18 protein-coding genes and 3 pseudogenes are annotated in these 24,868 nt (G+C 54.4%); 8 read left to right on the forward strand and 13 right to left on the reverse strand.

From position 1 onward, the window contains the following. Positions 1-11 precede the first annotated feature (11 nt). The 6 genes from vapC to AC3IT9_RS01395 form a co-directional block, all read right to left on the reverse strand. Positions 12-419: a type II toxin-antitoxin system tRNA(fMet)-specific endonuclease VapC gene (gene vapC / locus AC3IT9_RS01370; RefSeq protein WP_489271767.1), complete on the reverse strand. Its 408-nt coding sequence runs from the start codon at positions 417-419 to the stop codon at positions 12-14. Beyond that, on the reverse strand, positions 419-649 hold the full coding sequence (gene vapB / locus AC3IT9_RS01375; protein WP_056725827.1) for a type II toxin-antitoxin system VapB family antitoxin: 231 nt from the start codon (positions 647-649) through the stop codon (positions 419-421). The genes vapC and vapB overlap by 1 nt, the downstream gene beginning before the upstream one ends. 169 nt (positions 650-818) lie before the next feature. Beyond that, positions 819-1,271: a hypothetical protein gene (locus AC3IT9_RS01380; protein WP_489271768.1), complete on the reverse strand. Its 453-nt coding sequence runs from the start codon at positions 1,269-1,271 to the stop codon at positions 819-821. A 6-nt stretch (positions 1,272-1,277) separates the two neighbouring features. Beyond that, complete coding sequence (locus AC3IT9_RS01385; RefSeq protein ID WP_489271769.1) at positions 1,278-1,694, reverse strand: hypothetical protein; 417 nt, start codon at positions 1,692-1,694, stop codon at positions 1,278-1,280. A 36-nt stretch (positions 1,695-1,730) separates the two neighbouring features. Then, positions 1,731-2,705 (reverse strand): alpha/beta hydrolase family protein, encoded by a 975-nt coding sequence (locus AC3IT9_RS01390; RefSeq protein ID WP_489271771.1) that lies wholly within the window; start codon positions 2,703-2,705, stop codon positions 1,731-1,733. A 68-nt stretch (positions 2,706-2,773) separates the two neighbouring features. Continuing rightward, positions 2,774-3,832 carry a PDDEXK nuclease domain-containing protein gene (locus AC3IT9_RS01395; protein ID WP_489271772.1) on the reverse strand — a complete coding sequence of 353 codons (1,059 nt, stop codon included), beginning with the start codon at positions 3,830-3,832 and terminating at the stop codon, positions 2,774-2,776. Positions 3,833-4,085: 253 nt separating this feature from the next. Between AC3IT9_RS01395 and AC3IT9_RS01400 the strand changes: the two genes are divergently transcribed. Continuing rightward, positions 4,086-4,535, forward strand: a complete 450-nt coding sequence (locus AC3IT9_RS01400) for a carboxypeptidase regulatory-like domain-containing protein (RefSeq protein ID WP_489271774.1) — start codon at positions 4,086-4,088, stop codon at positions 4,533-4,535. 393 nt (positions 4,536-4,928) lie between these two features. Then, positions 4,929-5,082, forward strand: a pseudogene (locus AC3IT9_RS01405) (tail assembly protein); the annotation flags it as partial. 48 nt (positions 5,083-5,130) lie between these two features. On the opposite strand, the gene AC3IT9_RS01410 reads toward AC3IT9_RS01405, so the two are convergent. After that, a complete protein-coding gene (locus tag AC3IT9_RS01410) occupies positions 5,131-6,465 on the reverse strand; it encodes a hypothetical protein (RefSeq protein WP_489271775.1) in 1,335 nt (444 codons plus the stop codon). A gap of 78 nt (positions 6,466-6,543) precedes the next feature. Next, entirely contained in the window at positions 6,544-7,791 is a 1,248-nt protein-coding gene (locus AC3IT9_RS01415; protein ID WP_489271776.1) for a DUF4238 domain-containing protein, read from the reverse strand. Between the two features lie 1,429 nt (positions 7,792-9,220). On the opposite strand from AC3IT9_RS01415, the gene AC3IT9_RS01420 reads away from it, so the two are divergent. Beyond that, entirely contained in the window at positions 9,221-14,425 is a 5,205-nt protein-coding gene (locus AC3IT9_RS01420) for a hypothetical protein (protein WP_489271778.1), read from the forward strand. Between the two features lie 487 nt (positions 14,426-14,912). Here AC3IT9_RS01420 and AC3IT9_RS01425 read toward each other — a convergent pair whose 3' ends face one another. Together AC3IT9_RS01425 and AC3IT9_RS01430 are read right to left on the reverse strand one after the other, a co-directional pair. Beyond that, positions 14,913-15,110, reverse strand: coding sequence for a hypothetical protein (locus AC3IT9_RS01425; protein WP_151214065.1), 198 nt, complete (start codon positions 15,108-15,110; stop codon positions 14,913-14,915). Positions 15,111-15,262: 152 nt separating this feature from the next. Next, a complete protein-coding gene (locus AC3IT9_RS01430) occupies positions 15,263-16,216 on the reverse strand; it encodes a hypothetical protein (protein WP_489271779.1) in 954 nt (317 codons plus the stop codon). Between the two features lie 306 nt (positions 16,217-16,522). On the opposite strand from AC3IT9_RS01430, the pseudogene AC3IT9_RS01435 reads away from it, so the two are divergent. Together AC3IT9_RS01435 and AC3IT9_RS01440 are read left to right on the forward strand one after the other, a co-directional pair. Beyond that, positions 16,523-16,966 (forward strand): annotated as a pseudogene (locus AC3IT9_RS01435) (tyrosine-type recombinase/integrase); the annotation flags it as partial. Continuing rightward, positions 16,953-17,087, forward strand: a pseudogene (locus AC3IT9_RS01440) (transposase domain-containing protein); the annotation flags it as partial. The pseudogenes AC3IT9_RS01435 and AC3IT9_RS01440, both read left to right, overlap by 14 nt. Positions 17,088-17,213: 126 nt before the next feature. Here the strand turns inward: AC3IT9_RS01440 and AC3IT9_RS01445 are convergent. Then, positions 17,214-17,603 (reverse strand): MerR family transcriptional regulator, encoded by a 390-nt coding sequence (locus tag AC3IT9_RS01445; RefSeq protein ID WP_489271781.1) that lies wholly within the window; start codon positions 17,601-17,603, stop codon positions 17,214-17,216. Positions 17,604-17,676: 73 nt separating this feature from the next. Here AC3IT9_RS01445 and AC3IT9_RS01450 point away from each other — a divergent pair, with 73 nt between their 5' ends. The 3 genes from AC3IT9_RS01450 to AC3IT9_RS01460 all read left to right on the forward strand — a co-directional run bounded on the left by AC3IT9_RS01450 (position 17,677) and on the right by AC3IT9_RS01460 (position 21,622). Next, positions 17,677-18,756: an SDR family oxidoreductase gene (locus AC3IT9_RS01450; protein WP_489271782.1), complete on the forward strand. Its 1,080-nt coding sequence runs from the start codon at positions 17,677-17,679 to the stop codon at positions 18,754-18,756. 443 nt (positions 18,757-19,199) lie between these two features. Beyond that, positions 19,200-20,099 (forward strand): DMT family transporter, encoded by a 900-nt coding sequence (locus AC3IT9_RS01455; RefSeq protein ID WP_489271784.1) that lies wholly within the window; start codon positions 19,200-19,202, stop codon positions 20,097-20,099. Between the two features lie 149 nt (positions 20,100-20,248). Next, entirely contained in the window at positions 20,249-21,622 is a 1,374-nt protein-coding gene (locus AC3IT9_RS01460) for a transposase (RefSeq protein WP_489271786.1), read from the forward strand. Positions 21,623-22,407: 785 nt separating this feature from the next. Here AC3IT9_RS01460 and AC3IT9_RS01465 read toward each other — a convergent pair. Both AC3IT9_RS01465 and AC3IT9_RS01470 read right to left on the reverse strand, forming a co-directional pair. Next, positions 22,408-23,418, reverse strand: a complete 1,011-nt coding sequence (locus tag AC3IT9_RS01465) for a YeiH family protein (RefSeq protein ID WP_489271788.1) — start codon at positions 23,416-23,418, stop codon at positions 22,408-22,410. A gap of 58 nt (positions 23,419-23,476) precedes the next feature. Further along, positions 23,477-24,793 carry an MFS transporter gene (locus tag AC3IT9_RS01470; protein WP_489271789.1) on the reverse strand — a complete coding sequence of 439 codons (1,317 nt, stop codon included), beginning with the start codon at positions 24,791-24,793 and terminating at the stop codon, positions 23,477-23,479. Positions 24,794-24,868 lie beyond the last annotated feature (75 nt).

Genomic DNA, 24,868 nt, shown 5'->3' on the forward strand with positions numbered 1-24,868 from the left:
TTGTTCTGTGTTCAGTCGACATGAACCCAGTCTTCTACGCGTAACCCCGGAACGCGCTCAAACTCCCGCAGGTTGTTGGTGACCACGATAAACCCGCGTGAGCGTGCGTGCCCGGCAATCATCTGGTCATACGGGCCTATGGGTGTGCCGGCTTTTGCCAGCTCGGATCGGATCATCCCGGTGTGCGCTGCAGCTTCATTGTCGAAGGGCAGGACTTCAAGTCGGGCGGAGAAGCCCTCGATGACCGCCAGGTTTTTTTCGGGGGCAGCTGATTTTTCCGCGCCGTAAATCAGCTCCATCAGCGTGACCGCACTGATGCACAGTTGGCCGTGATGACGGTTGAACGCCTCCCGTACCACCTGTGGTTTGTTCTTGATGGTGAAGATGCAGATGTTGGTATCGAGCATGTACTTGATCATCAGAACGACTCACGCTCCTGATCGGCAGGTTGCTCGCGATCGGTCATGAAGTCTGCCGTGATGCTTTCGCCATCGAACCAACTGTCCCAGGTTTCACCGGCGGGCGTGATGATTCGGCTTCGACCTACGGCGACGACGTCGACTCGTTTCACGTCGCTTGGCATGGCTACAGCTTTCGGCAGGCGAACGGCCTGGCTTCGATTGCTCATGAAAAGGGTTGTCTGTTCCATCTGGGCCTCCTGCGCTTTTGCTGGCGCGATGAGTCCAAAGGATAGGTTTTGCGTTGGATATGTCAATGGGATATACGCGGTGCCTGACGGAAGGAAAGCGCTCGATTCAGAACTAAAAAAGGCCGCTGTCAGTGATGACAAGCGGCCGTTTTTGTTTCTGTCGAAACCTTTACTCGGCTTTTTCTTCCGGCGCTTCCAGCGACTCGCGGTAGACATCCAGTGCAGCGCTGAAGGCAGCAATGAACTGCGGCTCGCTCAGCCAGGCCTGGGCGGTCTCGCGATCCATGCCGTCAGCCCACATGCGGTAGTCGATCAGCATGTCGGCGGCCAGGTGGGTGGCGGCCATGCCTTCGTCGTCGGCGTTTTCCATGTCCAGCAGTTCTGGGTGGTCGATGATGATAAAGGCGAGGTTCGTCAGCAGCACCGAGAGCATTTCGTTGCGGCTGACGGCTTCCGCGTCGCGCATTTTGCTGAACATCGCCAGGGTGTATTCCGGGATCGGCTCGGCGAGGTGGTCAAGGTCATCGTCCAGCGCGGCGGGTTTGCGGCCGTGGATATTGATCTGCTTGGCTTTGGCTTTTGCGCGCTTGGCGCGTTTCTGTTGCTTGTTCAGGGAGGCCATGGGAACTCAGTTCGGTTTCTGTTGGGTTTGCACGGCAATGGCGTCGGACGCCGCCACGTAGTCGGCCTGGAAGGCCGGTGATTCGATCCACGCCAGGGCGCCGGCTTCGTCGGTTTCGGCCGACCATTGGCGATATTCGATCAGAGCAGCGAGGATGAAGTCTGTCGCTGTTTCCTCACCTTCCTGCTCCAGTACCAGTGCGATAAGCGGATGTTCCAGAAAGGCCGCGCACATGGCCTGCTGGCTGATCTTTTGTGCATCGATCATCTCTTTGAACATGTCGGTCAGGTCTACCGACTCGAAGTCGATGCGATCGTCGTTCGGGTCCAGTTCCACCGGCGCGGCAGCCCGCTGGGTGCGGTTCTGCTTGGCCTTGGCCTTGGCGCGGGAGGCGCGTTTGTGCTGCTTGTTGGCGGAGGCCATGGGCGTCGTTCCGTATTCGTTGAAGGGGCAAAAGGTCTAGCTACGTGGCACTCGCCGCCCGGGGGTATCGGGGGCCAGTTCGCCGTTTTGCAGCCAGGCCAATGCAATGGGCCATAGTGTGGCTTGGTATGCGCTGCGAAAAAAGGCGAAATGTCCGACTTCTTCTTCGCCGATGTCTTCGGGATGAATGCGCAGATGAGAGTTTGTGCTGCCGGTGAAGTAGCCAAGCAGGCGTTCGATGGCCGGGACCGTGCCGTAGGGATCGTCGCTGATGCTGATGGCCAGGGTTTGCGCGGTGACGCCGGCAAAGGGTAGCTGTCCGGCGGTTTTGCTGATTGTGCGGCCGCTGGGGCGTTTCTCGTAACGGGCAGTGGAGAGGCTCCAGTCACGGACCACACCGGCGGGTGTGTCTTCCAGCCAGCCAAGGCGTTTGCCCGGAAAGTAGCCGTAGAGCATTGTCACCAGTGGCATCAGCACATGCCACTTGCCGAACATGCGCCAGCGATGGGCCGGCGCATAGTCGCGCCAGTAGGCGAATTGCGCACCGACCGTCACCAGACGCCGGATCAGGTGCCCGGACGCCCCCAGGCCCGCTGCACAGCCGCCAAAGCTGTGGCCGACCACATCGATAGGCTGCCTTGGGAACTCACGCTGTGCGCGCTTGAGCATCGCCTCGAAATCCAGCGCTCCCCAATCGGTCCACGAGGCTTGAAGCCCCTTGAGCGATGCCGGCCGCGACTCGCCGATGCCGCGGTAGTCATAGGTGATGACATCGAAGCCGCGGGCGAACAGGTAGTCGGCGAAGCGCGAGTAATGGCGGCAACGGACCGAGGTGGCGGCATTGATGATCACGACCGGACGAGCGGCGTCCCGAGAAGGGTGTCGCCAGGTGAAGCCGCCGAGGATGAAACCGTCCGAAGCGGTTTCCTTGAATGGTTTGCCGGGGGTGGTATCCGGCAGCGGCAACTCGATGCGACTGGGGGCCAGTGGAGGTGTGTCCTGCAAATTCATCGGCGTCAGTCCTTTGCGGGTAGCTGCCAACGATAGTCTTGATGCCGTTGATGAACAATCCATTCGCCTCAACGCAGTTGTTGATCGAGCAGTCGTTCTTCAAGTGCTGCCCATTGCCGATCCAGTTCGTTACGCAGTTGCTCTACACTCGGCAGGACAAGCTTGTACTTGCTGGCGAGTAGTTGCTCGTTTCCTTCCTGCACTGAGTAACGCACCACGGATTGATCCTTTTGCGCACAGAGAATGATGCCGACGGTGGGGCTGTCTTGCGTGCCGCGCTTGAGGTCGTCGTACATGCGCACGTACATGTCCATCTGCCCCAGATCCTGATGGGTCAGTTCACCGCGCTTGATATCGAAGAGGACGAAGCACTTGAGCAAGTAGTTGTAGAACACCAGGTCGATGCAGAAATCTTTGCTGCCGATACTGATGCGTTGCTGGCGGGCAATGAACGCGAAGCCCTTTCCCAGTTCCAGCAGGAAGCCCTGCAATTGTTCGATCAGCGCTTGTTCGATCTCGCTTTCCTGAAGCTTGCCGGCATTGGGTAAACCAAGAAACTCCAGTACCACCGGATCACGGATGAAATCCCGAGGGCTGGCCTTCATGTTTTGAATGTGGGTGGCGGCCTCCTGCTTGACGCTGCCGCGATCGCGGCTCGCCAGCAGGCGTTCGTAGTACAACGTATTGATCTGGCGCTCCAGCGCTCGGCTTGACCAGTTTTGGGTGGCTGATTCGTTCATGTACCAGAGACGAGCGCTGTCGTTGTCGACCCGAAGCAGGCGGCGGTAGTGGGTCCAGCTCAATTCGTGACGCAGTGCGTCACGAATTGGAAAGGCTTGATAGAACAGACGCATATACCGAAGGTTGGAAGCGTCAAATCCCTTTCCGAACTCCGCAGTTAGCACTTTGGCCAAGGTCGACAGTAACTCTTTGCCATACCTGGCCCGGCGCGCGCCGTTCTGTTCGTATTCAACGATGTGCCGGCCAATTTGCCAACAGGTTTGCACTTGCACGGTATCGACCGCCCGAAGCACCTTCTGACGTGCCTGATGGATCATTTTTCCAAGGTTGCAAAGCAGTGATGCCAGATGTGGATCGTGAGTGTCATTGGATGTGAGGGCCGTCATGAGGTCTTCCGCAGCAGGTTGAACAGCGAAAGAGAATGACAAGTGAGCACCCTTCGAAGATGCCGGGAGTTACTGAAAAACAGGCAGGAAATACCGGGTCCTCTGGCAGGACGGGTCTGAATCTGGGCGAAGGCTGAGGAACAAATGGCGTAGTACGTTTCGTACTCAGGCCAAATCAATCTAAACCCCTCCCTCCGGCTGAAAATCCAATGAGTGTAACGATTGGGTTCTGCAGAACCCGGGAGTCGTCATCATGAAATACCTCCATACACTCCTGTTGCCCCTCACCGCTGTAGGCATGCTGATGTTTCCAGCGATGACACCTGCCGCCAGCCTTGAGCCCATCGACAGCTCGGGGGTACAGGTGCAAAGCCAGGAGCAAAACGGCATCACTTACCTGTCCGGCGGTATCGGCGAGGATGAGTCCAAGGCCATCCAGCAGACCACCGGCTATAACCTGCACATGACGTTCTCTGTCGGGACGGGAAATGAATACGCTCCTGACGTGAATGTGGTTATTCAGAAAGCCCCGGGGCAGACCGTGCTGACGCTCAATGACGCCGGTCCGCTGGTTTACGTGAAACTGCCTGCCGGTAAATACACGGTCATTGCTACGCGCAACGGCGAAACGCGGCAGGACGTTGCCGATGTTGGCAGTGGTGCAGCCCGTAACCTGGTTTTCCACTGGAATGATGCGAGTTAGTGAGAGGCTGCAAATCCAGGCGGGGAATCAACCCCTGAATCTTGCAGTTCAGGGTTCTTGGTGGGAGGCGTTTGGGTGTCTTCACTTTCCCGCAGGCATAAAAAAACCCTGAATCTTGCGATTCAGGGTTTTCGGTATTTGGTGCCAGAGACGGAATAGAACCTCTGGCTGTAGGCCGTGTATATAAAGGGCTTTTGTGGTTTGGGTAATTTGCTTGCCCCCAAATCTGCCCCCAAAAAGAAATATGCCAATGCCTGACGTAGGCAGATGGCACTTCGGGTGTCGTTTCTTCAAACGACACTCTATCGGAGCAAGCGCTCACATACGTTGCTTCTGAACCACCATTTGCATCTGAATTAACCAATGTGCACCGACGAAGTGGAAGGCAGCAGCCTGCCACAAAGCGCCGCTCCAAAGAACCTGCCCAGTTATGCATTCGGCTCGGCCAACAAACAACCGCCAGCGGCAACTCGGTACCGATCTGCATCGGCAAGCGCAGCTGGGGGGTAGGGCGATCATCTCAACCGCGATCAACGCCGAAGACTAGGCATTAAAAATGAGTCTGATTCACTTGAGTCATGCCCTTTTAGTGACGTCATGTGTTGGACTTATCATTACCTCCTCTGCGATCTGTTGATCGTAGGTGGTGCATTCGATCAACCTCACCCTTTAGTTTTTTTCTTGTATCAAAGCCACCACTTATTAGTATGGATACTTCGATCAATAGCCAAGCTGCCCATCTACTGACCGTGGTTACGTGCTGCCATTTTACGTGACCATGGTCTGCATTATGGACCGCATTGCAGCGCAGGCCGTATAAGTAATTTATTTCTCGGTCCATCTCTTCCAGCTTTTCGGGAGGTGAAAAATTAAATCCTCCATAGGTCAAAACCGCCGTCAGTCCTTTCCGAATTTTGTCAGTAGTTTTATCGTCTGAGTTTTGCTCCTTAATTGAGAAGACGCACTCAATACAGCTCCAAAATTTAACTAATTGCATTTCAAGGACACTATCTGACTGAGCATCAAAAAACCAATATATCCCGCGCCTAACTACACCTTCCATTTCATTGAAGCTTTCTAGATTTACAATCCTTGCGAGCTCTTTGAACCAATTGCAACTCGAAAGCCCTTCAGCGTGTTCTGTATTGAACGTCAAAGCTTGAAGGTTCTCCATGTTTACGGTACTCCGAAGAACCTTCGATTCAACCTCGAAGGAAAACCAATTAGCGGAGGAAGGTCTGGATCGACCAATCATCGCCGGCTGTAGCCGGACCGACATCGCACCGCGCTCCAGGACGGTAGTGAACGATACAGCCAACAGCCCACATGTCGCTCTCACAAGGTTGAAGAACTGATTTTCCGCATAGTCCACACTGCCCTCAACCTCTCCGGTAATCCAAAGGCCTCGCTCCATTTGCTTCCAAGTGCTTGACTTGTTGAAATCAGTTGCATTACAGCTTTCCAGCACCATCTGATCGGGTCGCTGAATGGTCAACTTACCAACGGGAAACTGATTTACGCCATCGAAAATAAGACCATCAAGTGCTGTATAAAACCTATACACTTTTACTTCTTTAGATATGATTTTTTCAACCGAATACATGAAGCTTTCGAAATCCTTAGAAGGATCGCTTTCGTCATAGATGCGTCCGAGAGCGGTTTTACATCCGGAGTCGATATCGGAACTTAACAAGAACTTTCGCTGGGGAAGAAGCTCCTCTGCCAATTTACAAATCTCTGTGAGGCTGGCAAAGGCTTTGTCATTCAAATATACGGCCCTCCCGCTAGGTGATGTTCTCACCTCTCGCCGGATTCGGTCTATGAAATCAAAGGTATAGAAAGCTGCGATTGGGTTTTTCAAATTCTTGGCATTAAGCACAGTAGAAAGATGGCTCTGGCCAATCCGCTTTTTCTTTGCCTGAATATCCATGTTATAGCCCAAAAATAAAGTTTTCCGAAACATGCCTCGCTGGATAAAATAATGCACCACCTTATTTTTACGAGCGAACTAGCGGCTCCTTTGCCTTCTTTTCTTACTGTAACTCTGCTCCAAGCTCAAATGGTAACGATGAAAGTCAGGTGAGTCCTCTTCGTCTGTCAGACTTACATACTCCATGCAGCGCCCCCTACGCCGCGGTCCGAATCGTCTAGCATACTCTCCCTGAAAAGCGTGGAAGCTGTCCCATTCTTGCAAATTTGTATTTTCACCTGAGAATCCACTTTGACCAGGTCGACGTCCATATCCATCGAAGACCTGAGAGTGGCCATTCTCATAACCGACCATTATTTGAGTAGTGAACGATACTGAGCGAGGATCAGGCATGAAAACATAATCATCACCAAACTCAGTCCAAGACTTATGAGTAAAATTATTTTCGGGATACAACCACTCTTTTTTTCGAGCTGCAACGTACCTATGCGCGCGACTTTTAGTAATGTGATTGATTTTGATAACCTCCAGCTCCTCAAGCTCGCGATGCGTCTGGATGGCCGTAAAGTTGAAGACCGTCTGCCTGAACAAATAAGGATTCGGACGGCTCTTCAGAGGATTTCCATAGGGCTGTCGAATCCAGGAAATATTTGTGAGAATCAAAACTCTAGTTTCAGATAGCGGAAAATATGTGTGAGTTCCTGAATACCATATTTCAGGGTCACCCATTTTATTTGCCATAGACGACGCAGGAAAGAAATTCTTGTTGTACACCGTAACCGGATGATCCGACACAATCAGCTTTGTTTCAGTATTAGTGCAATCAGCCAGCTGCCAAATACATTCAGACCAAAGCGCACAAAATACATTTCTGAACTCTTGTAGCTTAAACAAAAGCTCGTTCTTATCTGTTGTACGGGTCTTGGACTTAAGATAGTTTAAACCCTTTGGAGTCCTGAGCTTCTGGACGCTAATATAGTTCATTAGATCCATGAAAGCCTCTGTATTCACGTCTGGATGCTGGAAGTCAGAAAAGTACTCAACTGCCAGCTTCCCCTTCCTATCGATTTCTCCGAAAAATTTCTCTTCAATCTCCGTAGACTCGAAATTGCCAAATTTTGTTGTATAAAGATCATCCTCGGCGAAGCATTTCTGCGGCCCCCAATGCAACAATTCAGACCTTTTATAGCGGTGGCCGCTATCGGTTATTACTGTTTCTGGCTTCAAGTCAAGGTAATAGAATTTCCGCGCACCAGTGGTGGCAGGCAAAAAGCGCTTTTGATACCACTCTGGCACATAGTGGTTATGGCGATACTGTTTACTCATATCCAGTGATCCACCCGTTTCTAGGCACCAACCTTGTCAGTCTGTCTATCATCATTTCGCGAACGCCCTTCTAAACCGTTTCGCTCCCAATATGTGGGCATAACGAGGGTAGCTGAAAGATGGAGACTAGTGGCGCATTGAGATTGAACAGCTTCAGATTCTTCGCAAGCGCTCCATAAACCCAATGAGATTTCCCCATCCCAGCCACAGAATCCAGACAACGTAGGCGTTAGCGCGGACTTCCTTGATTGGATGTCACCGTGGCATGCGATCTAGGTCCACTCGTTTCGCCTATGCCCATCCCGAGCGTCCGCTATGGTCGATTGCTGTCCCTCGCTACAGGCGCAAATCAACCACCTCTATCTATCGCAATTGCCCGTCATCCAATGTGTGGCTGATTTCAAAAAACGGGGGAACGGGGGAACAGTGGGAACAGCCAATGTTTCCGGGGGGTTGAGCAGGGGAACGTGTACCCCAGTGTTTTTTTGGGGGAACAGTAACAGCCAGATCGGTTAAGAAGACAGCTGATCAGCAAAGCCAAAATGCCGCACAGTCTCCGCGTTGGTAGGGGGCGTTTTGAGGATGGCACCCCGAATACTCCCGTTGTAATTGGTCTAGATGACATGACGGATCACCTCCGTGTTTAAAACGAGGGAGCGAGCGTGAGCTATCACCTGTAGGGATTGGCGGATAGCCGAGCTAACCAGGTCAAATGCTTAGTTAACTGGGCTACAGGCCACGGCTCCCAAGGCATTTCACCTCAGTTAACCAACCGAGTTAACCAGTTAACCAGTTAACCAAGAGTTAACTGAGTGATTTAGTCGGTTAACTCTTGGTTAACTGCCATGAAAGCCTATGCCCGCCTGCCTCTCAGCCGATTTAACCGGCCAGTTCGAGCGGTTAACCAGTTAACCGAGTAATTTAGTCGGTTAACTTCTTAGTTAACCGCCCTGAAAGCCACGGCCCGCTTAGCTCTCAGGCGAATAGAAGGATAGCCGAGTTAACCAACCAAAATGCTTAGTTAACCGGGCTACAAGCCACGGCCCGTAAGGCTTTCAGCCCAGTTAACCAACTGAGTTAACCAGTTAACTAACTTTGGCGGGGTGCCGCTAACGAATTTGCGCGAGTCTTCGCACCCGTCTCCGGTCCAAATTGCCAGGGTCCCCCGCGTGTTTCGGAAGAGCGCCAACGCGGTGGGCCAACCCTAGCGGGTCATTTGTGCTTTACCGGAGTTGCAACTTGCAGCATCGTCTAGCCGATATGAAAAACTCTCGGATCGAGTTCGAGCCGAAAAGGCGAGTGGTCAAGGAATATGGCGTACGACAGTGAGCAGCCCGAAGAAAACGTAGCTGATAGCATCCCCGAGGGGGCAGCAGCTCCAGCTAGTCCGGAGTTGACTGGAGGCGCAGGATTCACCTTCGAAGATGGTGTGGCAGCCATTTATGCAACCGCGCTGCTGGCAGAGACGACAGCGCCTGGCCTTCCCGGAAAAATCGTCAAGCAGGTTTCGGTCCAGCAAGGCCCAATCGGACACCCACTGGACGATGTCATTGTGGGGGCCGAGGGACCTGATGAGGTATGCATGCGCCTCAGTCTTCAGGTTAAGCGCAAACTCACCGTCAGTGCAGCCGCCACGAACTCAGACTTCAAGGAAACCATCCAACGCGCGCATCTGACCATTGTCGGTGCGGAATTTCAGCTAGGCATTGACCGTGTAGGAGCCGTCGTCAATGAAATCGCCGACTCAAGCAAGCGCGACTTCGAAACCCTTTGCGAATGGGCTCGTAGTGATAGCGATACAGCTCGCTTCGTTGCCAAGCTTAGAACGAAGGGAGTTGCTGGAGCCAAAGCTGGGTATTTTGACATCGTCAAAGGATTGATTTCAGCAATATCAACTGGAGGGGACCCGGATGTAGCAACCCATACGCTATTAGCTCACTTCGTACTGATGCGCATGGAAATGCTACATGAAGGGTCGACGACCGAAGCTCAGGCCGTGGCTACCTTGGCAAATTGCCTCCAAGCAGTAGATCACCCCCGAGCCGATGATTTGTGGCGTCGTCTTCTTGCCCTGGTAAGGGTTGCGGAAGGTATGGCCGCATCGTTTGACAGAAAAACCTTAGTCTCAAGATTGAATGGAGCGTTCCGTCTTAACGGTGCACCGTCACTGCAAGGGGATATCCGGCGGATAACTGAAGAGTCAAGGCTGGCTGCAGCGGAGGTGCTCAATACTGTGGCTGGGGTGAGCATTCCCCGGCAGGGATACGTCAAGTCTTCACTAGATGCTTTGCAGCAGAGCCGCCTTGTACTACTCGGTGGGTTGCCAGGTACTGGTAAGTCAGTGGTGTTACGCGCGCTTGTGGAAGAGCAGTTGGCTCATGGGGCAGTACTTTTCATCAAGACCGACCGCTTGAACGGTATGTCTTGGGCGCAGTACGCAACCAGTACCGGGCTTTCGGGGGCAGCGCTTGAGGATCTTCTGGTTGAGCTAGAAGCGGCGGGTACACCGACTGTTTACATTGACGGTATTGATCGCGTTGAAGTGGGTAACCGGCGCATCCTCCAAGATATTTTCAACACCATCCTTACTTCGCCACTGTTGAGGAACTGGAGGATCCTCGCGACCTTGCGGGATACAGGTATGGAGCCTGTGAGAACATGGTTGCCAGTCGGGCTGATGGAAGGCGGAGTCCAAGTTATCCAGGTGCAAGAGTTCGACGAAGCCGAAGCCAGGACATTGGCTACGGCATGCCCGTTTATGGAACCCTTGCTGTTCGGCAACGAGCAAGTTAGAGCGATTGTGCGGCGCCCATTCTTTGCTGCAATTTTGGTTAAGCGCAATGGGGTCTCTACGCAATCACTGAACTCCGAAGTTGAGCTGGCAACTACATGGTGGCTCGCAGGTGGATATGGTGCAGAGGCGGCCAATGCGATCCGACGGCGAAACGCTCTTCTGCAATTGGCACGAAGGGGAGCCAACCAGCTGGGAAGAAAGATCTCTTCGCTTGATATTGATCCCGAGGCCCTGACTGGGCTGGAAACAGACGGAATTATTCGACCCATTCGTGCAGGGTTGACCGTGAAGTTTGTACACGACATCTACTTTGAGTGGGCTTTCCTGCAGTTTCTCGTTTCGCTAGAGGATCGCTGGATCGAGGTAATTCGCGAGATTGGAGAGCCTCCAGTGCTTGGTCGTATTGTCGAATTGTTATCCCAGGTTGAACTGACTCAAGGGGAGGAGTGGCATAAACATCTGGCTCAACTCGAGAGCACCCATACCATCCGCACTCAGTGGTTACGTGCATGGCTCCTGGGTCCCTTCGGTCTGCCTACTTTTGAAGCATACGAGCCAACCTATAATGCGGCCCTTTTACAGGATGGCACCAGGCACATTTCTCGGCTCGCTGTATGGTTTCAGGCAGACAAGACAAGACCGAATCCCATCCCATTTAATACCAAGCTTCTTCCTGACTTGAGTGAGGTGAAGCGGTGGGTGTGGGCAGACCTGATGGCCCTTCCTTCGGACTACCCCGCATGGCGCCGATTCTGCCTATGGCTTGTTAGCAAGGCTGAGCAAATACCGGTGTCAGTGCGCCCCGAGATGACGTCTGTTTTCGAGGTCTGGCAAAATGCACTTTCGGATTATCCAAATCCCGTTTCGGAAGCCATTCTGAAGCTCACCGACAGCTGGCTTGAGAGTATTGAGAGTTTTATCCATTCCGAACGATTCTCGCATTCAAGAGGGCCTTGGGAGGAACTTCGGTATGGGCAGGTTGAAGTATTGGAGTCGCGACTACGCCTCCTGCTGCTAAAGTCTGGAAGCGCCTATCCAGATATGGTTCGCGCATATCTGGATAAGTGGTCAACCAGAAAACGTCTCCCCAGAGAACTGATTTCGGAAGTCTTCCTGCACGCTTCTACTCTAAGTAAGGCCTGCCCGGACACACTGGTTGAATTTACGCTGAACGCACTGCTTGAGCCGTTACCTGACGATGTAGTGAAGAGAAACTCGCGGTCCCAATTACGAGTGGAGCCAGATTTTAGCTACCACGACTGGGAAAGTCTCAGTATCGACGATCCCCATATTTTCTTTCCGGCTGCACCGACCCGTGAGCCATTCCTTTCGCTGTTCCTGCATGCATCTGAGCAGGCACGAGAGCTCATCAAGCGATTAACAAACCATGCGAACGAGGCATGGCGACAACTGCACCTTCTTAGCTACCCCCGACGCGGCACTCCAATTCCTCTGATGCTGCAGTTCCCCTGGGGAGAGCAGGCATTTTGGGGGAGCGGACAGCAGTATGTCTGGAGTCGTGGTGCTTGGGGACCGAAAGCTGTCGTTTGCGGCCTAATGGCACTTGAAGCTTGGGCTTTCTCGCAGCTCGCAGAAGGCCGTGAAATGGATGTCATTCTTAGAGATGTGTTGGAAGGACATCAGAGTGTCGCCGTGCTGGGAATTGGTGTGGCATTGGTACTTGAAGCGCAACACTGCTCCGAGGTGAGTTTTCCACTTATGGGCTGTCAGCGTATTTGGGCGTGGGATATCCAAAGATACGGACAGGAGCTCACGTCGGGATTTGCCAACCTTATGGGTTTCGAACCACCTGAAAAGAATCATTACGAAGCTGTCAAATCCTCAAATGCACGGTTATCACGGCGGCATGAAATTCGATGGCTTTCATCATTCTGCGTCGCTCGCGGTGGCGACCTTGCGGCACGGTTGGCTACTACAATCCAGAGTTTTCCCTCTGACCTTCCTTTTAACTACGAAGAGGAGCGAACGGATGCTGATGTGAGGGCCAAGCTACAACGGACCGCTGAAATCTGGGCTGAGAGTGGGAAACCGGAAAACTACCGATTTGAGGTGACAGAGGAAGGGACCAAGGTTTCCATTCATATGGATAATCCCAAGGCCAAAGGAGCCGACATAGAGGCAATCAATCAGGAGCACGCCGAGTTGGTTGAGCACCTAGGGCTGCTTAACTGGGTCGATAGATGCTTCGAATTACGCTCTCTCGACACTTCGCTGGAGCTAAACGAGGCAATCAGGCACGCCAAGAAACTGGATACTCAGGATCTTTTTGAAAATGCTCAACCCCACGTTAGCTCGGGATACAGATGCCAAGGTATTGTTGCCGGAGTAGCAGCGCTTGTGCTGACGTATGGTTCGGCTGAGTCGAGTGATTTCAGTTGGGCGATTGATGTTTGCGACCGTGGCTGGGCCACTCCGGAAAGCCCGGAATATTTCGTCCGAAGCTCAGTTTTGCTTCATCACCCGGTGCTCTACATCACACGTGGCATGTCAGCACTGCTTGACGACTCACCGCTTGGAAAAGATGCCCAGACACTTCTGATTCAGCTAGCAGGGCATCCCTACGAACAGATTGGCATCGAAGCCCTCGCAGGGATATTGCGAGCATGGCAACGCATTCCAGAAGTTTCCTGGGTTGCACTTGAGCTTGCCATAGGGCTCGCAATGACCGAGATCCTTCCTTTCGGAACACCTCAAGAGGAACGAGTTAGCCATAGCGATAACCATGTTCAGCTATTGGTGCAATCTGCGTTGCAGAAGCTGGATCAGCGGGACCTATCCCCTACAACGCTGACGAAAATGCCGCCTGCCTGGGTGCCTGGCCGGAAGGGGGCTCCGATGAGGAAATCAAGACGGGGGCGGTCTGTTGCGGTGGAATGGGAGCACCCGTCGACAGAACCCGATACCGCATGGTTGGGGAAAATCTTAGGCCATATTCCTATCGATGCAATTTTGGCAGATTTTCCACGCAAGTTGCTTTTCCTAAATTGGTGTGATGATTTGGTTCAATGGACCATCGAAAGAATCTATCCGACATGGGCGAGGATGGAAGCAGGTAAATTCTACGAGGAAAGCTCTTCTGAGCTTTTTGAATGGCGTCGCGTCCTTTTCCGTTTTTTGGGACAGTTGTCTTTGCATCTCGGGGTGGAAGAAAGTGGTCGTCGATTTGTGGCGCCTGCAACCGCCACCGACGACAAGACGTTCACTTCCCTCGCTGGATATTACGTTAGCTGCTTGGCCTGTAGCGTGCTTGATGAGGTCGAACTACCGGAGGTTCCGATCCAGCTACTGAGTCTTCTCGTCGAGCGTATGGTGACGTGCGAGGGTTTCCGCCGTGCAAATGGACGTGACGGCTCACTCAACGATTCCGACCTATCGACCATGGTTAGAAATGTATTCTTTGTCGAAGTCGAACGGGCCGGTGGCGCCGCGCGTTTCGCTAATGGGGATTGGCGCGACTTGAAGGCTGTTGTGCCCATTGCGGCACCATTGCTGGAGCAACACGGGCAAGTAGCGGTCGTTACCGATGCGTTTCTAACCCGGTGTGAGCGTGCCTTTGAGCACTATCCACTTGATCAGTTTGTCGCGGAACTGTCTCACATCCTAAATTGCAGGGAGGGTATGCCGCCGGGATGGCGAGATAGAGCCTTGCCTACGAGGATCGCCAGTCTGATCCAACGGTTTTCTGAAAAGGTCCAGCCGCTTCCGCAAGATCATGCCCAAGTGCTCCTGCGCGGCCTCGATACCCTAGTTGACCTTGGTGATCGCCGCGCGGCTGCGGTACAAACAACGGAGGCCTTCAAGAATGTCAGGACTGAATGAACGATGGAGAAGGCGCTTTTCAATCCTTACCTATGGTTGTTTTCTGAAAGCCCTTGCAGCCCTTATTTTGCAAGGGCTCCAGAGGATTGCCAGAATCTCCGGATCTAGCACCTGTCTGCACGAGCCGTGGCCAAATTGACCCTGTATCTAACGACCCAATCGGTAATCGATCAGTCTGGTCATGCCGTTAATGGCTGTTTTCGCCATCCGCGGAAGCCCCTCGGCGATACACCAACCTAGGCCATTCAGGTATCGATATGGCTAGCCTGAGTCGTTGCGATGTACAGGCCAGCTAAACCCATAGGGGGCAGGGCTTGCAGTGAGCGACTAAACAACAACCAACCACCGAAAAAAGGTCATATATACCGAAGACGCGGGGCCCGAATTACCCCCTTGCCCCACCCCTTCGGGAGGACCCATTGTTTTTTTCTGGATGTCCCGCAAGGGCGTATGGCTTTCGAAGCTGCAAGTGCTGTTGTGCATCACCTCACTGGCCACTGGTATGAATGAGCCACGCTATGAAAGCCATGAAGGGAGCGAACAGCACCAAGCCGCCGACGGCGACTGCCCAGCCCCAGGCAAAACCGCTTTCTCCCTTGAAACGGCCGCCACTAAGTAAGCCCAGCACGTAAACGCCAATCCGATGAGCCAATAGGTTGATTACGACGTCGAAGATGAACTCCATTTTTGATCCTCGTGCCTTCTTGCCGATTGCTGTCTGTCGCGACCGGCTAAAAACGACCCTTTATAGCGGTCATCGCACTATGCTGTAACCGTGTTTTCCAGTTCGATGAGAAAGCAGTGACGGCGGCTCGAACCTGTTGTTGGGCCATACATTCATTGCGGATACGGATACTTTGGATCTTGGCAGTAGTCGTAATCAGCGAGCGCCTTGAAATCTCCAACTGCCTCGAGCACGTGGCACATTTGTTTCGGGTTCAGATCGACTAAACCAAATATCGTCGCGTTGCTTTTGACCTTTCTGGTCATGAGGGTTTTAACCGGGCCGACATGAGCTATAGCGCGATTGCCGGCATAGGTAAACGTGTATGCCAGCTCGTATAGGCGATTGCGCTCATCTATTGAAAGGGTGCGCTCTTGCGGTGTGGACGCTAGCCTTTGGCTCATCAGCATTTCAACCCTTCTCAGGTCGGAGTCGTCGCCCGCAGCGCCAGCAATCTGTGAGGCGCTCGTTCCAAGCGAGTCTTCGTCCGACATTTGAGCTCGTGCTACCTCAAGGTACTTCAGGGCGTGCTTACCGTAGTTTGCGAGGACGCTTCTTGCGACCGGTCGGATATCTCGGTAGGGCCACTCCCTTTCACTATGTGGCTCTTGCGAAAACGCTACTTCTCCGACCCTATCTACGATGTAGGGCGAGGGGTCTGGAATGCGTGCAGCGAGTTCGAGTTGGTATCGTTCAATATGACCTTTGAGCCCGCGACGTTGAGTAATGACTTTACCTGCTCTGGAATAGATGCTCTGCGGTGCGCATACCGGTATCGGCAGCCCCTTGTCTGTCGCCCGATAGAAGCCATGAGCAAGGAACCTCTCAACCCCAATGTCTAGCCAGAGCCCCTCAGTACGCAGATTTTGTTCCAAAACGTCCGCAGCCAGCGAAAACGTCTTGCCCTCTTCTGACGTAGGCTCAGCACACGACCGGATGCTCTTGTATAGCCGTGCCTGCTCCAACTCGGGTGTGTGTCCTTTTTTTCCATTGCCTTGTGAAGATAGCCATGCGCCGAGCGCTATCCCCACGCCAACTAGAAGGAATGCTTGAAGAAAGCGCTTCACGTTTTTTAGGCCCACCTACTATTAGGCGACATGCCATGTCGCGTTTCTTGTCGTGATGGCGTGTCGGATAACGTTCCTTGTCGTTTTGTAAGTCCTTATCTAGCTTAGAGGTGGTCGCGGCAAACGCAAAATCGCCCAGAGAGAAACACGATAAGGGTGACGGCAAGCCCTACAGCCTTCTAGATTCGAAAGCAGCATCGTGACGCAACCAATTTGCCATCGCTGTGTCCAGCGTCCGCTCCTGGCCGGTTAGCGACCATTGCTCTGGCTAGCCATCCTTGTACTCCCACACGTGGAGGACTTGCCATGTACATCATCGCCGTCTGCAGCCGTCAGCCTTGGAACAAGGGAAAATTGGTCGGGCAGAAAACCCCGCTTCGACTGAGAGATCTCTGGGCCATCCGAGTAAGGCTTCAAATTGCCGAAAGAACCCGGGATCTGGCTCTCTTCGATCTAGCCATCGACAGCAAGCTTCGAGCCTGCGACTTAACCAAGCTCCGTGTTCGCGACGTTGCCCATGGCGAGCACGTGTCATCACGAGCCATGGTGATGCAGCAGAAAACGCAGCGGCCAGTGCAGTTCGAGATCACTGAGCAAACACGGTCTGCTCTCGCGGCCTGGATACATCAAGCCCAACTCCGCAGCGAGGACTGCCTTTTTCCGAGCCGGTTGCATACCCCAGACCATCTATCCACTCGGCAATACGCTCGTATCGTCAAAGGCTGGGTGAAAGCCATTGGCCTTGATCCAGTCGGCACGGCTTAACGGCCATGATCCGTATGCGTATTTAAAGGGCGTGCTCACGCGACTGCCGATGCAACGGCCGAGTGAGATTATCGAGTTGCTGCCGCATAGATGGGCGCCCGTTTAACCACGCAAGGTCTTTTGGGTGGACGCTTACTGTCCAGGGACTGGCCAGAAGGTTTTAGAACATGCGTAAGCGATGGGCTTGAAACTGGAAGCAGGCTGCAGCTTCCGTTTCCCAGATGCTGACAGTTCAGTTGGAAGAGTTGTTCAGCTGCTGAAGCTCAAGTTGCTTGGCAGCACTGGCTTCGAGGTTTGCACGCTCTTCATCCAGATACCGATAAATGCTTTGGAAGTTGGCGATTTTCTGTTTGATTTCTGCCATCTTCTTTTCAATTAGCTTAGCGCCGTCAGCACAATCGATCAGCTTGTTCCGCTGCGCATCCAGAATCTCGCCTATTTCCCCCAGGGAAAACCCCATGCTTTGCGCGCGCTGGATAAAGTCCAGATCCTGCAGAGTTTGCGCTGTGTAAACGCGATAGTTGTTAGTTCCCCGCAGCGGCGAGATCAGGCCGATTTGCTCGTAGTAACGCAGCGTATGGCGGCTGGCGCCGCTGCGGGCCTCGAGTTCGCCGATTTTCATGAAAACACCGCTTGACTATAGAGTTGGGTCGATAGTTTACGCTTGATTTCTCACCTTAACCAGGAGCAGGGAAATGAGCGTGGAGTGCTTTGTCACGGGGGGTACCGGCTTCATCGGTCAACATTTGGTGGCGTACCTGAGTGCAAAAGGTCACACCATTCGGGTGTTGATGCGTCGCCCAGAGCGACTAGCCGCACTGCGGGAGCAAGTCGACAATTTGGGCGGGAGCGCAACCCGGGTATTTGCCGTAGCTGGCGATCTGGAACGGGACAACCTCGGGCTGAGTCTTGCTGACCGAGAAGTGCTAAGGCACGCCAGAGTCATATTCCACCTAGGCGCCCACTTCGCTTGGGGGCTTTCAGTGGAGCATTCTCGTGCGGTGAATGTAGAAGGGGCAAAGCGCGTGGCGCTGTTGGCGGCTGAGCAAAAAAGCCGGTTTGTGATGATCGGCGGCTACATGCTGAAAAATCATGAACATCTGCAACGCATCGGGATTGATCCTCGTTATCCGGAGCTGACGAATTGGCCTGCCGTCTACCGGCATGTCGGTGGTTACGAGGGGAGCAAACTGGAGGCGCATTTTGCGACCCTAGAGGTCATGTCCGCCAAGGGCGGGGAGATTACCGTTGTCCACCCCGCGACGGTTTGTGGCCACAGCCGCACGGGGCATATCCTTGACGGTCAGCCGCTGGTGGAGCTGATACGCAACCTTGTACAGGGAAAGCTGACTGCAGTGCCCGGTACCGCCGAGCACTGGCTACCACTGGTTACCGTGGATTACCTGGTTGAACTGGTGGCGGTTTGTGCTTTTGATCCTGCCATGGTGGGTCAGGAACTGCTGGCGCTTGATGACCAAACTCCCAACTTGCAAGAACTCCTGGTACAGGTGGCAAAACCCGTCGGCTTAAAGTCTCCCAAGCATTACATTTCGCTGCGATTTCTGAAGTTGCTACTGAGTATTCCTCCCGTCGCGCGTTTTTTGAATACAAAACCCGAAGCCTTGGACTTTATCCAGACCACTCGTTTTGATACAGCGGCGGTCGAGCAATTTGCCAACAGGCATGGAATAGCCAAACCGGATATACGCCAGTCTTTGCAGCACACCGCAACGTTCGTCAACTCATATTGCATAGCGAAGGGCAAGGCCCGCTGACTTCTCTTGGGGGCGACAAAGCCGTCAGCCCCGATTAAATGGACTTCCCTAAGGTAAGTAATGCGGATTCATCAACTTTCAAGTGCAACCATCGTGCTTGAAATCGGCCCTTGTCGAGTCATTGTCGATCCTATGCTGGGAGAACTGGGTGCATAATCGCCTCTAGCTTGGGGGTATGTTTAACTAACACTGAATCGCCTCAGCCATACGCTTGAGCATTACTTCACAGCGATGCATGGGAGTGAACGTCCACCTGATCCACCATCTTTTTTCTGCCATTTCGTACTGGAACTTCAAGAAGGCCTACAGCACCCTACTGGGCGATCCAGCTTATGCCACAATAAATACTGGGGTTGGTGGGATCTTCGTATCCTCAAACTTTGCGCCGTCGATGTGGGGCGGCATTCTATCGAACGACAAATCAGCGACAGGGATCGTCATCAATGCAATCTACTTTCAGCAAAGGCGTCATATTTGCACTCTCCGCTGCGGCACTGAACGCAACGATCGGTGTACTCAGCAAAGTACTCATGACGAATGGTTTCACCGCTAGCAGTGTCGCCGTCATCAAGACCGTACTTGGTTGCGTGCTTCTCTCGATCTTACTGTTTTTCCTCAAGCGCCCGGCGGCGTCGACCAAATGGACTCAGGCGGCTATCTGCGCATTCCTTGGCATCTTTGTGCTGTTCCATTTCGAAACGTCCGCCTATCGACACTACGCTGCAGCAGGTGTGGTGGTGGTGCTGATGGCCAGTGCCTCAATTTCCTCGATCATTCTGGGGCGCATTTTCCTCAAGGATGCCATCACCGCGAACGCTACCGTGGGCGCCGCACTGGCTATCGCTGGGATCTCGGTGATCTTCGGCGGCGACCTGCAGCAGGGCTTTACCCTGCAAGGTGCTGCGCTCGCCTCCATGGCCGGCTGCGGCTATGGTGCCTTTTCGGTTGCCATGAAGCGTATGGGTGTGTCGGGGGGGCTGCACTTCACCCGACAATTGTTGTTCTTTGGCAGCCTGTACCTGCTGATGCCGGCTGCGGCCGATGGTTTTGCGATGGGCGAGCTGTCGCCGCTGGCGATCGCCGCACTGCTGGCGCTGGCAACGCTGCCGACAATCCTGGGCTTCTTCTGCACCACCAAGGCCATCGAGTATCTCAAGCCATCCCAAGTGCAGGCGCTGGAGCTGACCGAGCCACTGTTCGCCGCGCTGCTGGCGTTTGTGGCGCTCAATGAAGTACCGCGCGAAAGCCTGTACGCGGGAGCGGCACTGATCATCGTCGGCCTGTGTTTCTCCAATGAACTAATCCGCTTGGGCAGCAAAGCATCCGTCCCTTCGACCGAGTGAGCTATTTTCGGATCCTGATTACTTTAGCAATCAGTGGTTTTTAAGTGTTTTGAGCGACTGACCGCTTCTGGCCGATTCTGTTGAAAAAGTAGCTCCCCTGTCTGGCCTGCGGCAAAATCTCTACATTGGCCAGCAGGGAAGCACGCAGCATGATGGGACAGTTATCGAGTGGGCAGGAACGACTCTTTTACTCGTTCAACCTTGAAGATCACATCCCGGCCAATCACCTTCTGCGCAGCATTGATCAGTGTCTCGATCTGAGCGACCTGCGCCATTACCTCGCCGATTTCTATAGCCCGATTGGGCGTCCGTCGATTGATCCCGAACTGATGATCCGCATGCTGATCGTGGGCTATTGCTACGGCATTCGCTCAGAGCGGCGGTTGTGCGAAGAGGCGCATTTGAACCTGGCTTATCGCTGGTTCTGCCGGTTGAGCCTTGAAGATGAAGTCCCCAATCATTCGACCTTTTCCAAAAATCGACACGGCCGCTTTCGGGACAGCGATCTCTTTCGCTGGCTGTTCAATGAAGTGCTGCGTCGTTGCATGAACGCAGGCTTGGTAAAAGGTGAAGGCTTTGCCGTGGACGCCAGCATCATCAAAGCAGATGCCAGCCGGCAGCGCGGTGTACCAGGAGATGAACCGGTCAACTGGAGCGATCCAGCCCTGAGCACCCGCGCCGTGCGTGAGTACCTTGAAGCCCTCGATGAAGAGGCTCTGGCCGAAACGCTACCGAAGCGCCTATCGCTGACTGATCCTCAAGCCCGCTGGACCGCAGCTCCAGGTGGCCCAGCGTTTTACGCTTACTCCACGAATTATCTGATCGATACCGAGCACGGAGTCATCGTGGATGTGGAACCCACACCAGCTCATCGCACGGCCGAAGTCGAGAGCACCAAGACGATGATCGATCGCGTTGAAGCGCAGTTCGACATCAAGCCGGAACGCCTCATCGGCGATACCGCGTACGGTACAGCGCCGATGTTGGCCTGGATGGTGGAGGAAAAAAACATCGAACCACACGTGCCGGTGTGGGACAAAACCGAGCGCAAGAACGACAGTTTTTCGAGCAACGACTTCCACTGGAATGAAGCGGCTGAGGAATACCGCTGCCCGGCCGGCAACCCATTGCGCAGCGAATGGCGAGCCTTCAAGAACGAGCGTTCGCACGTCACCAAAGCCAACACCGTCATCTTCCGATCCAGGCAGATCGACTGCGTTGCCTGTCCGATGAAAGCCAAGTGCTGCCCGAATACTGCGTTCCGCAAGATCGCTCGCAACGTCCATGAAGCCGCCCGCGATGTGGCTCGGCGAATCGCAGCGACACCTGCGTACGTGCGCTCTCGCCACGAACGTAAAAAGGTCGAAATGTTGTTTGCCCACCTCAAGCGCATCCTGAAATTGGATCGCCTGCGACTACGTGGCATGAGTGGCGCGACTGATGAATTCACGCTGGCCGCTGCGGTGCAGAACCTACGACGGCTAGCCAAATTTACATCTCAAGGGCCACCTGCCACGGGATAGGTGCGCCTGCACGAAGCAAAAAACCTCAAACCAACCCAATAACCGAGCTACAAAGCTCAACGAAGGGCCGAGAAACCACTCAATGTGGTGAGTAGGTTCTCCGGTGGTGGTCGTGTCTGAGTTCAGGCGAGCTGAAAATCCGACTTTTTCAACAGAATCGGCCGATTGCTGACGGTCATAACGTAGTTTTGGGGGCGCCGAACAGAGGCTAGGTTTGCCGATAAAATGCCCCCCGTTGAGGCCCGAGCCTGCCTCGGGTTCACTCGCTTCGTCGCTTTAAATCCTCTTATAAGATTAATTTCTGTTTTCAGCTCCAGGCCTTACACGGCGCTGTCTTCGGCGCATTCGGTCCTCTCGGGCATCTTGCTCCTGTCTTGCTCTGAACTGGGTTTTTTCAAGGTTTTAAACCTCGCCTTTAACAAATTGCGGAGCCACCTTGTAAGTCCCACCGTTCGCGGCTTGCAGGCTTTGTGTACTGCAGATTCCAACGCATTACAGCAAGAGGACGCGTGGTTTGTGTGCTGGCTCAGCGCGCTGTGCGAGCTTCTCGAGTGCGCCTGCGCCACCAGCATGTTTTCTTCTCTGGTCATGTCCCCGCTATTGATTGCAACCGTCTGCCGCCTCAGTTCGCCGTCAAGCTAATGCACATTTCTGGAAGCTCGGGACAGGTCTTTCTAAAAAACTGCGATATAAAAATGCCGCGTAACGGAGAAGCTGGTACACGACTCCGACGCGACATAAAGCCCTGTTTGACAAGAACTTCGATAACCCCGCAAAGGTTCGTTTCACATGGCCCAGTGCAGCATTGCCAGCACCAATGCGCCAAGGAATACAGTCTCCCCCACCATCAATAGAATGGGTTTGATCCCCACTGCGGCCAGCTCCTTGAGCTGTGTCTTCATTCCTAGTGCGCTGATGGCAATCACCAGGCACCAGCGTGACAGGCTGTTGCCGGCGTCCTGAACCACCTGTGGAATGAACCCGGTGCTGTTGGCTGCGGCAAGGATTACGAATCCCACTGCGAACCACGGCAGCAGCGGTGGTCGCTTGCTGCCAGGTTCGGCGCCGCGGGCACGGGTGATCATGGCAGCACACAGGATCACTGGTAGCAGCATCGCCACGCGCATCAGTTTCACAACCGTGGCGCTGTCGCCGGTCTCATGGGACATGCTGTAGCCGGCGCCAACCACTTGGGCGACGTCGTGAATGGTTCCGCCGAGGAAAAAGCCTGCATGGAGCGGGGTCAGGTTGAAAAACTGGGCGATCATCGGGTAAAGAATCATTGCCACGGTGGACAACGCCGAAACGCCTATAACCGTGAAAAGCGTCGCCTGCTCCTTCTTCGCATGGCCGGGCAGCGCTGCCGCCAAGGCAAGGGCCGCCGACGCGCCGCAAATCGCGGTGGCGCCTCCGGTAAGGAGGCCGAACAAGGTGTTGAAGCCCATGGCACGGGCCGCGACGATGGACACCAGGATAGTCACCACGACCGACATCACTACCATCACCACCGGCTGCCAGCCGAGGGCAACGATCTGCTCCAGCGTAATGCGGATGCCGAGCAGCGCAACACCGACCCGGAGGATCTCGCGGGCCGTGAACTCGATGCCCGGCTTGCACACCCCGTCACCGGATAGAAAATTCATCGCCATGCCGAGTAGCAATGCGAAGAGCATCACGGGTGCACCGTAGTGCTCGGAGAGGAACGTGGCCGCAGCGGCGACCATGGCGCTGACGATAAAACCGGGCATCAGCAATTGGCTGCGTACCCCCAGCGAGGCGATGGTTATGGAACTCATGCAAGACTCTCTTGGATACAAGGCAGTGGTTGTGTCATGGGCGGCTTGATTGGGGCGTTCATGACATCCTCCCGGCTGGCGTCGCACCTGCGACTGCCGGTACCCGTTTCTGGATATCGCGTTGGTAGTGGCGTTTGCCGTAGCAGAACACGAGGGCTGCGGCGATGCTGATCAGCGGGATCAACTGGAAGGCGCGGTCGAGGCCAAAGTTGTCGGCCAGCAAGCCCGTGATATAGGGGCCGGGCGCCTGGCCAAGCAGGTTATTGGCCAGAGACAGCGTAGCGAAGGCTGTGCCGTGCACCGAGGGGTGGGTCAAGTTGGCGACCATGGCGCCGGCTGGGCCGGATGTGCCAGTGACCACCAACATGGCCAGAGCGATGACCACCAGTTGCACCACGCCGGGGGGCAACAGCATGGCCACTGACAGCAATATGCTGGTGATCAGGCAGTAGGCGATGGCCAGGGAAATCTTGCGCTCGGGAGCTTTGCGGCACAGGCGGTCGCTGAGGATGCCGCAGAGGATCATGCCGGCGCCACCGGTCAGGATCAGTAGGGCGGAGATCATGCCAGCCTGATCGGTACCCATGTGGTAATAACGATTCAGGTAGCTTGGCAACCAGACTATCAACGAGCCGCCGATGAACATCTGCAGGCCGCTGCCGACGTAGGCGCTGATTACCGAACGACTAGAGTACAGCGTGCGCAGCGGGCTCTTGCCGCCTGACTCGGCGGATTGGCCAGCGGCCTGATTGCAGTTGCCAAGGCGCGCCTCCTTCACTACCAGTGGATAGATGACGGCGAGCGCCAGGCCGAATGTCGCCATGACGACGAAGGCAGAACGCCAGCCCAGGTGCTCGGCGATGAGGCCACCCAGTGCCATGCCCAGTACTGAGCCAAACATGCCGCCAGCCATGAAGGCGCTGATGAGGGTCGCACGCATGTGCTTAGGGAAAACCGAAAGCACCACAGCGACGCCGACGCTGCCATAGGCTGCCTCGCCGATACCAACCAACAACCTGGCTAGGAACATGTGCTCGTAATTTTGCGCAAGGCCGCAGCTCAGTGTAGCCAGGCTCCAAAGCGCGGCCATCAGCACCAAGCTGCGGACCCTCCCCCAACGGTCGGCCATCATTGACAAGGGTACGGCCAACAGGCCCACCATCAGAGCGACGATTCCGCTCAGCAGACCGAGTTGGGCGTCGCTCAGGGTCCACTCGGATTTGAGCAGCGGAAAGATTGCATTGAGCACTTGTCGCGACATGTAATCGGAAATCAGCAAGCCGAAACTCAGTGCGAAGACGACCCAGGCATACAGCCGGGGCGCGCTGACGGTCGAAGTTTCGATCTTGTCTGCATGGGCGTGGTGAACAGTCATGGCGTTTCCTTGAATCTGCGCTTCTTGTTGTTATTTGCACGGTCCTGATCGAACTCGTGAACCGGGCCTTGACCT

Source organism: Pseudomonas sp. KH_046_1 (assembly GCF_057839025.1).

What these genes read in the sequence shown, in the direction of transcription:
- vapC (WP_489271767.1), bottom strand. Translation starts at nt 419, where the DNA reads ATGATCAAGTACATGCTCGATACCAACATCTGCATCTTCACCATCAAG.
- vapB (WP_056725827.1), bottom strand. Translation starts at nt 649, where the DNA reads ATGGAACAGACAACCCTTTTCATGAGCAATCGAAGCCAGGCCGTTCGC.
- AC3IT9_RS01380 (WP_489271768.1), bottom strand. Translation starts at nt 1,271, where the DNA reads ATGGCCTCCCTGAACAAGCAACAGAAACGCGCCAAGCGCGCAAAAGCC.
- AC3IT9_RS01385 (WP_489271769.1), bottom strand. Translation starts at nt 1,694, where the DNA reads ATGGCCTCCGCCAACAAGCAGCACAAACGCGCCTCCCGCGCCAAGGCC.
- AC3IT9_RS01390 (WP_489271771.1), bottom strand. Translation starts at nt 2,705, where the DNA reads ATGAATTTGCAGGACACACCTCCACTGGCCCCCAGTCGCATCGAGTTG.
- AC3IT9_RS01395 (WP_489271772.1), bottom strand. Translation starts at nt 3,832, where the DNA reads ATGACGGCCCTCACATCCAATGACACTCACGATCCACATCTGGCATCA.
- AC3IT9_RS01400 (WP_489271774.1), top strand. Translation starts at nt 4,086, where the DNA reads ATGAAATACCTCCATACACTCCTGTTGCCCCTCACCGCTGTAGGCATG.
- AC3IT9_RS01410 (WP_489271775.1), bottom strand. Translation starts at nt 6,465, where the DNA reads ATGGATATTCAGGCAAAGAAAAAGCGGATTGGCCAGAGCCATCTTTCT.
- AC3IT9_RS01415 (WP_489271776.1), bottom strand. Translation starts at nt 7,791, where the DNA reads ATGAGTAAACAGTATCGCCATAACCACTATGTGCCAGAGTGGTATCAA.
- AC3IT9_RS01425 (WP_151214065.1), bottom strand. Translation starts at nt 15,110, where the DNA reads ATGGAGTTCATCTTCGACGTCGTAATCAACCTATTGGCTCATCGGATT.
- AC3IT9_RS01445 (WP_489271781.1), bottom strand. Translation starts at nt 17,603, where the DNA reads ATGAAAATCGGCGAACTCGAGGCCCGCAGCGGCGCCAGCCGCCATACG.
- AC3IT9_RS01450 (WP_489271782.1), top strand. Translation starts at nt 17,677, where the DNA reads ATGAGCGTGGAGTGCTTTGTCACGGGGGGTACCGGCTTCATCGGTCAA.
- AC3IT9_RS01455 (WP_489271784.1), top strand. Translation starts at nt 19,200, where the DNA reads ATGCAATCTACTTTCAGCAAAGGCGTCATATTTGCACTCTCCGCTGCG.
- AC3IT9_RS01460 (WP_489271786.1), top strand. Translation starts at nt 20,249, where the DNA reads ATGATGGGACAGTTATCGAGTGGGCAGGAACGACTCTTTTACTCGTTC.
- AC3IT9_RS01465 (WP_489271788.1), bottom strand. Translation starts at nt 23,418, where the DNA reads ATGAGTTCCATAACCATCGCCTCGCTGGGGGTACGCAGCCAATTGCTG.
- AC3IT9_RS01470 (WP_489271789.1), bottom strand. Translation starts at nt 24,793, where the DNA reads ATGACTGTTCACCACGCCCATGCAGACAAGATCGAAACTTCGACCGTC.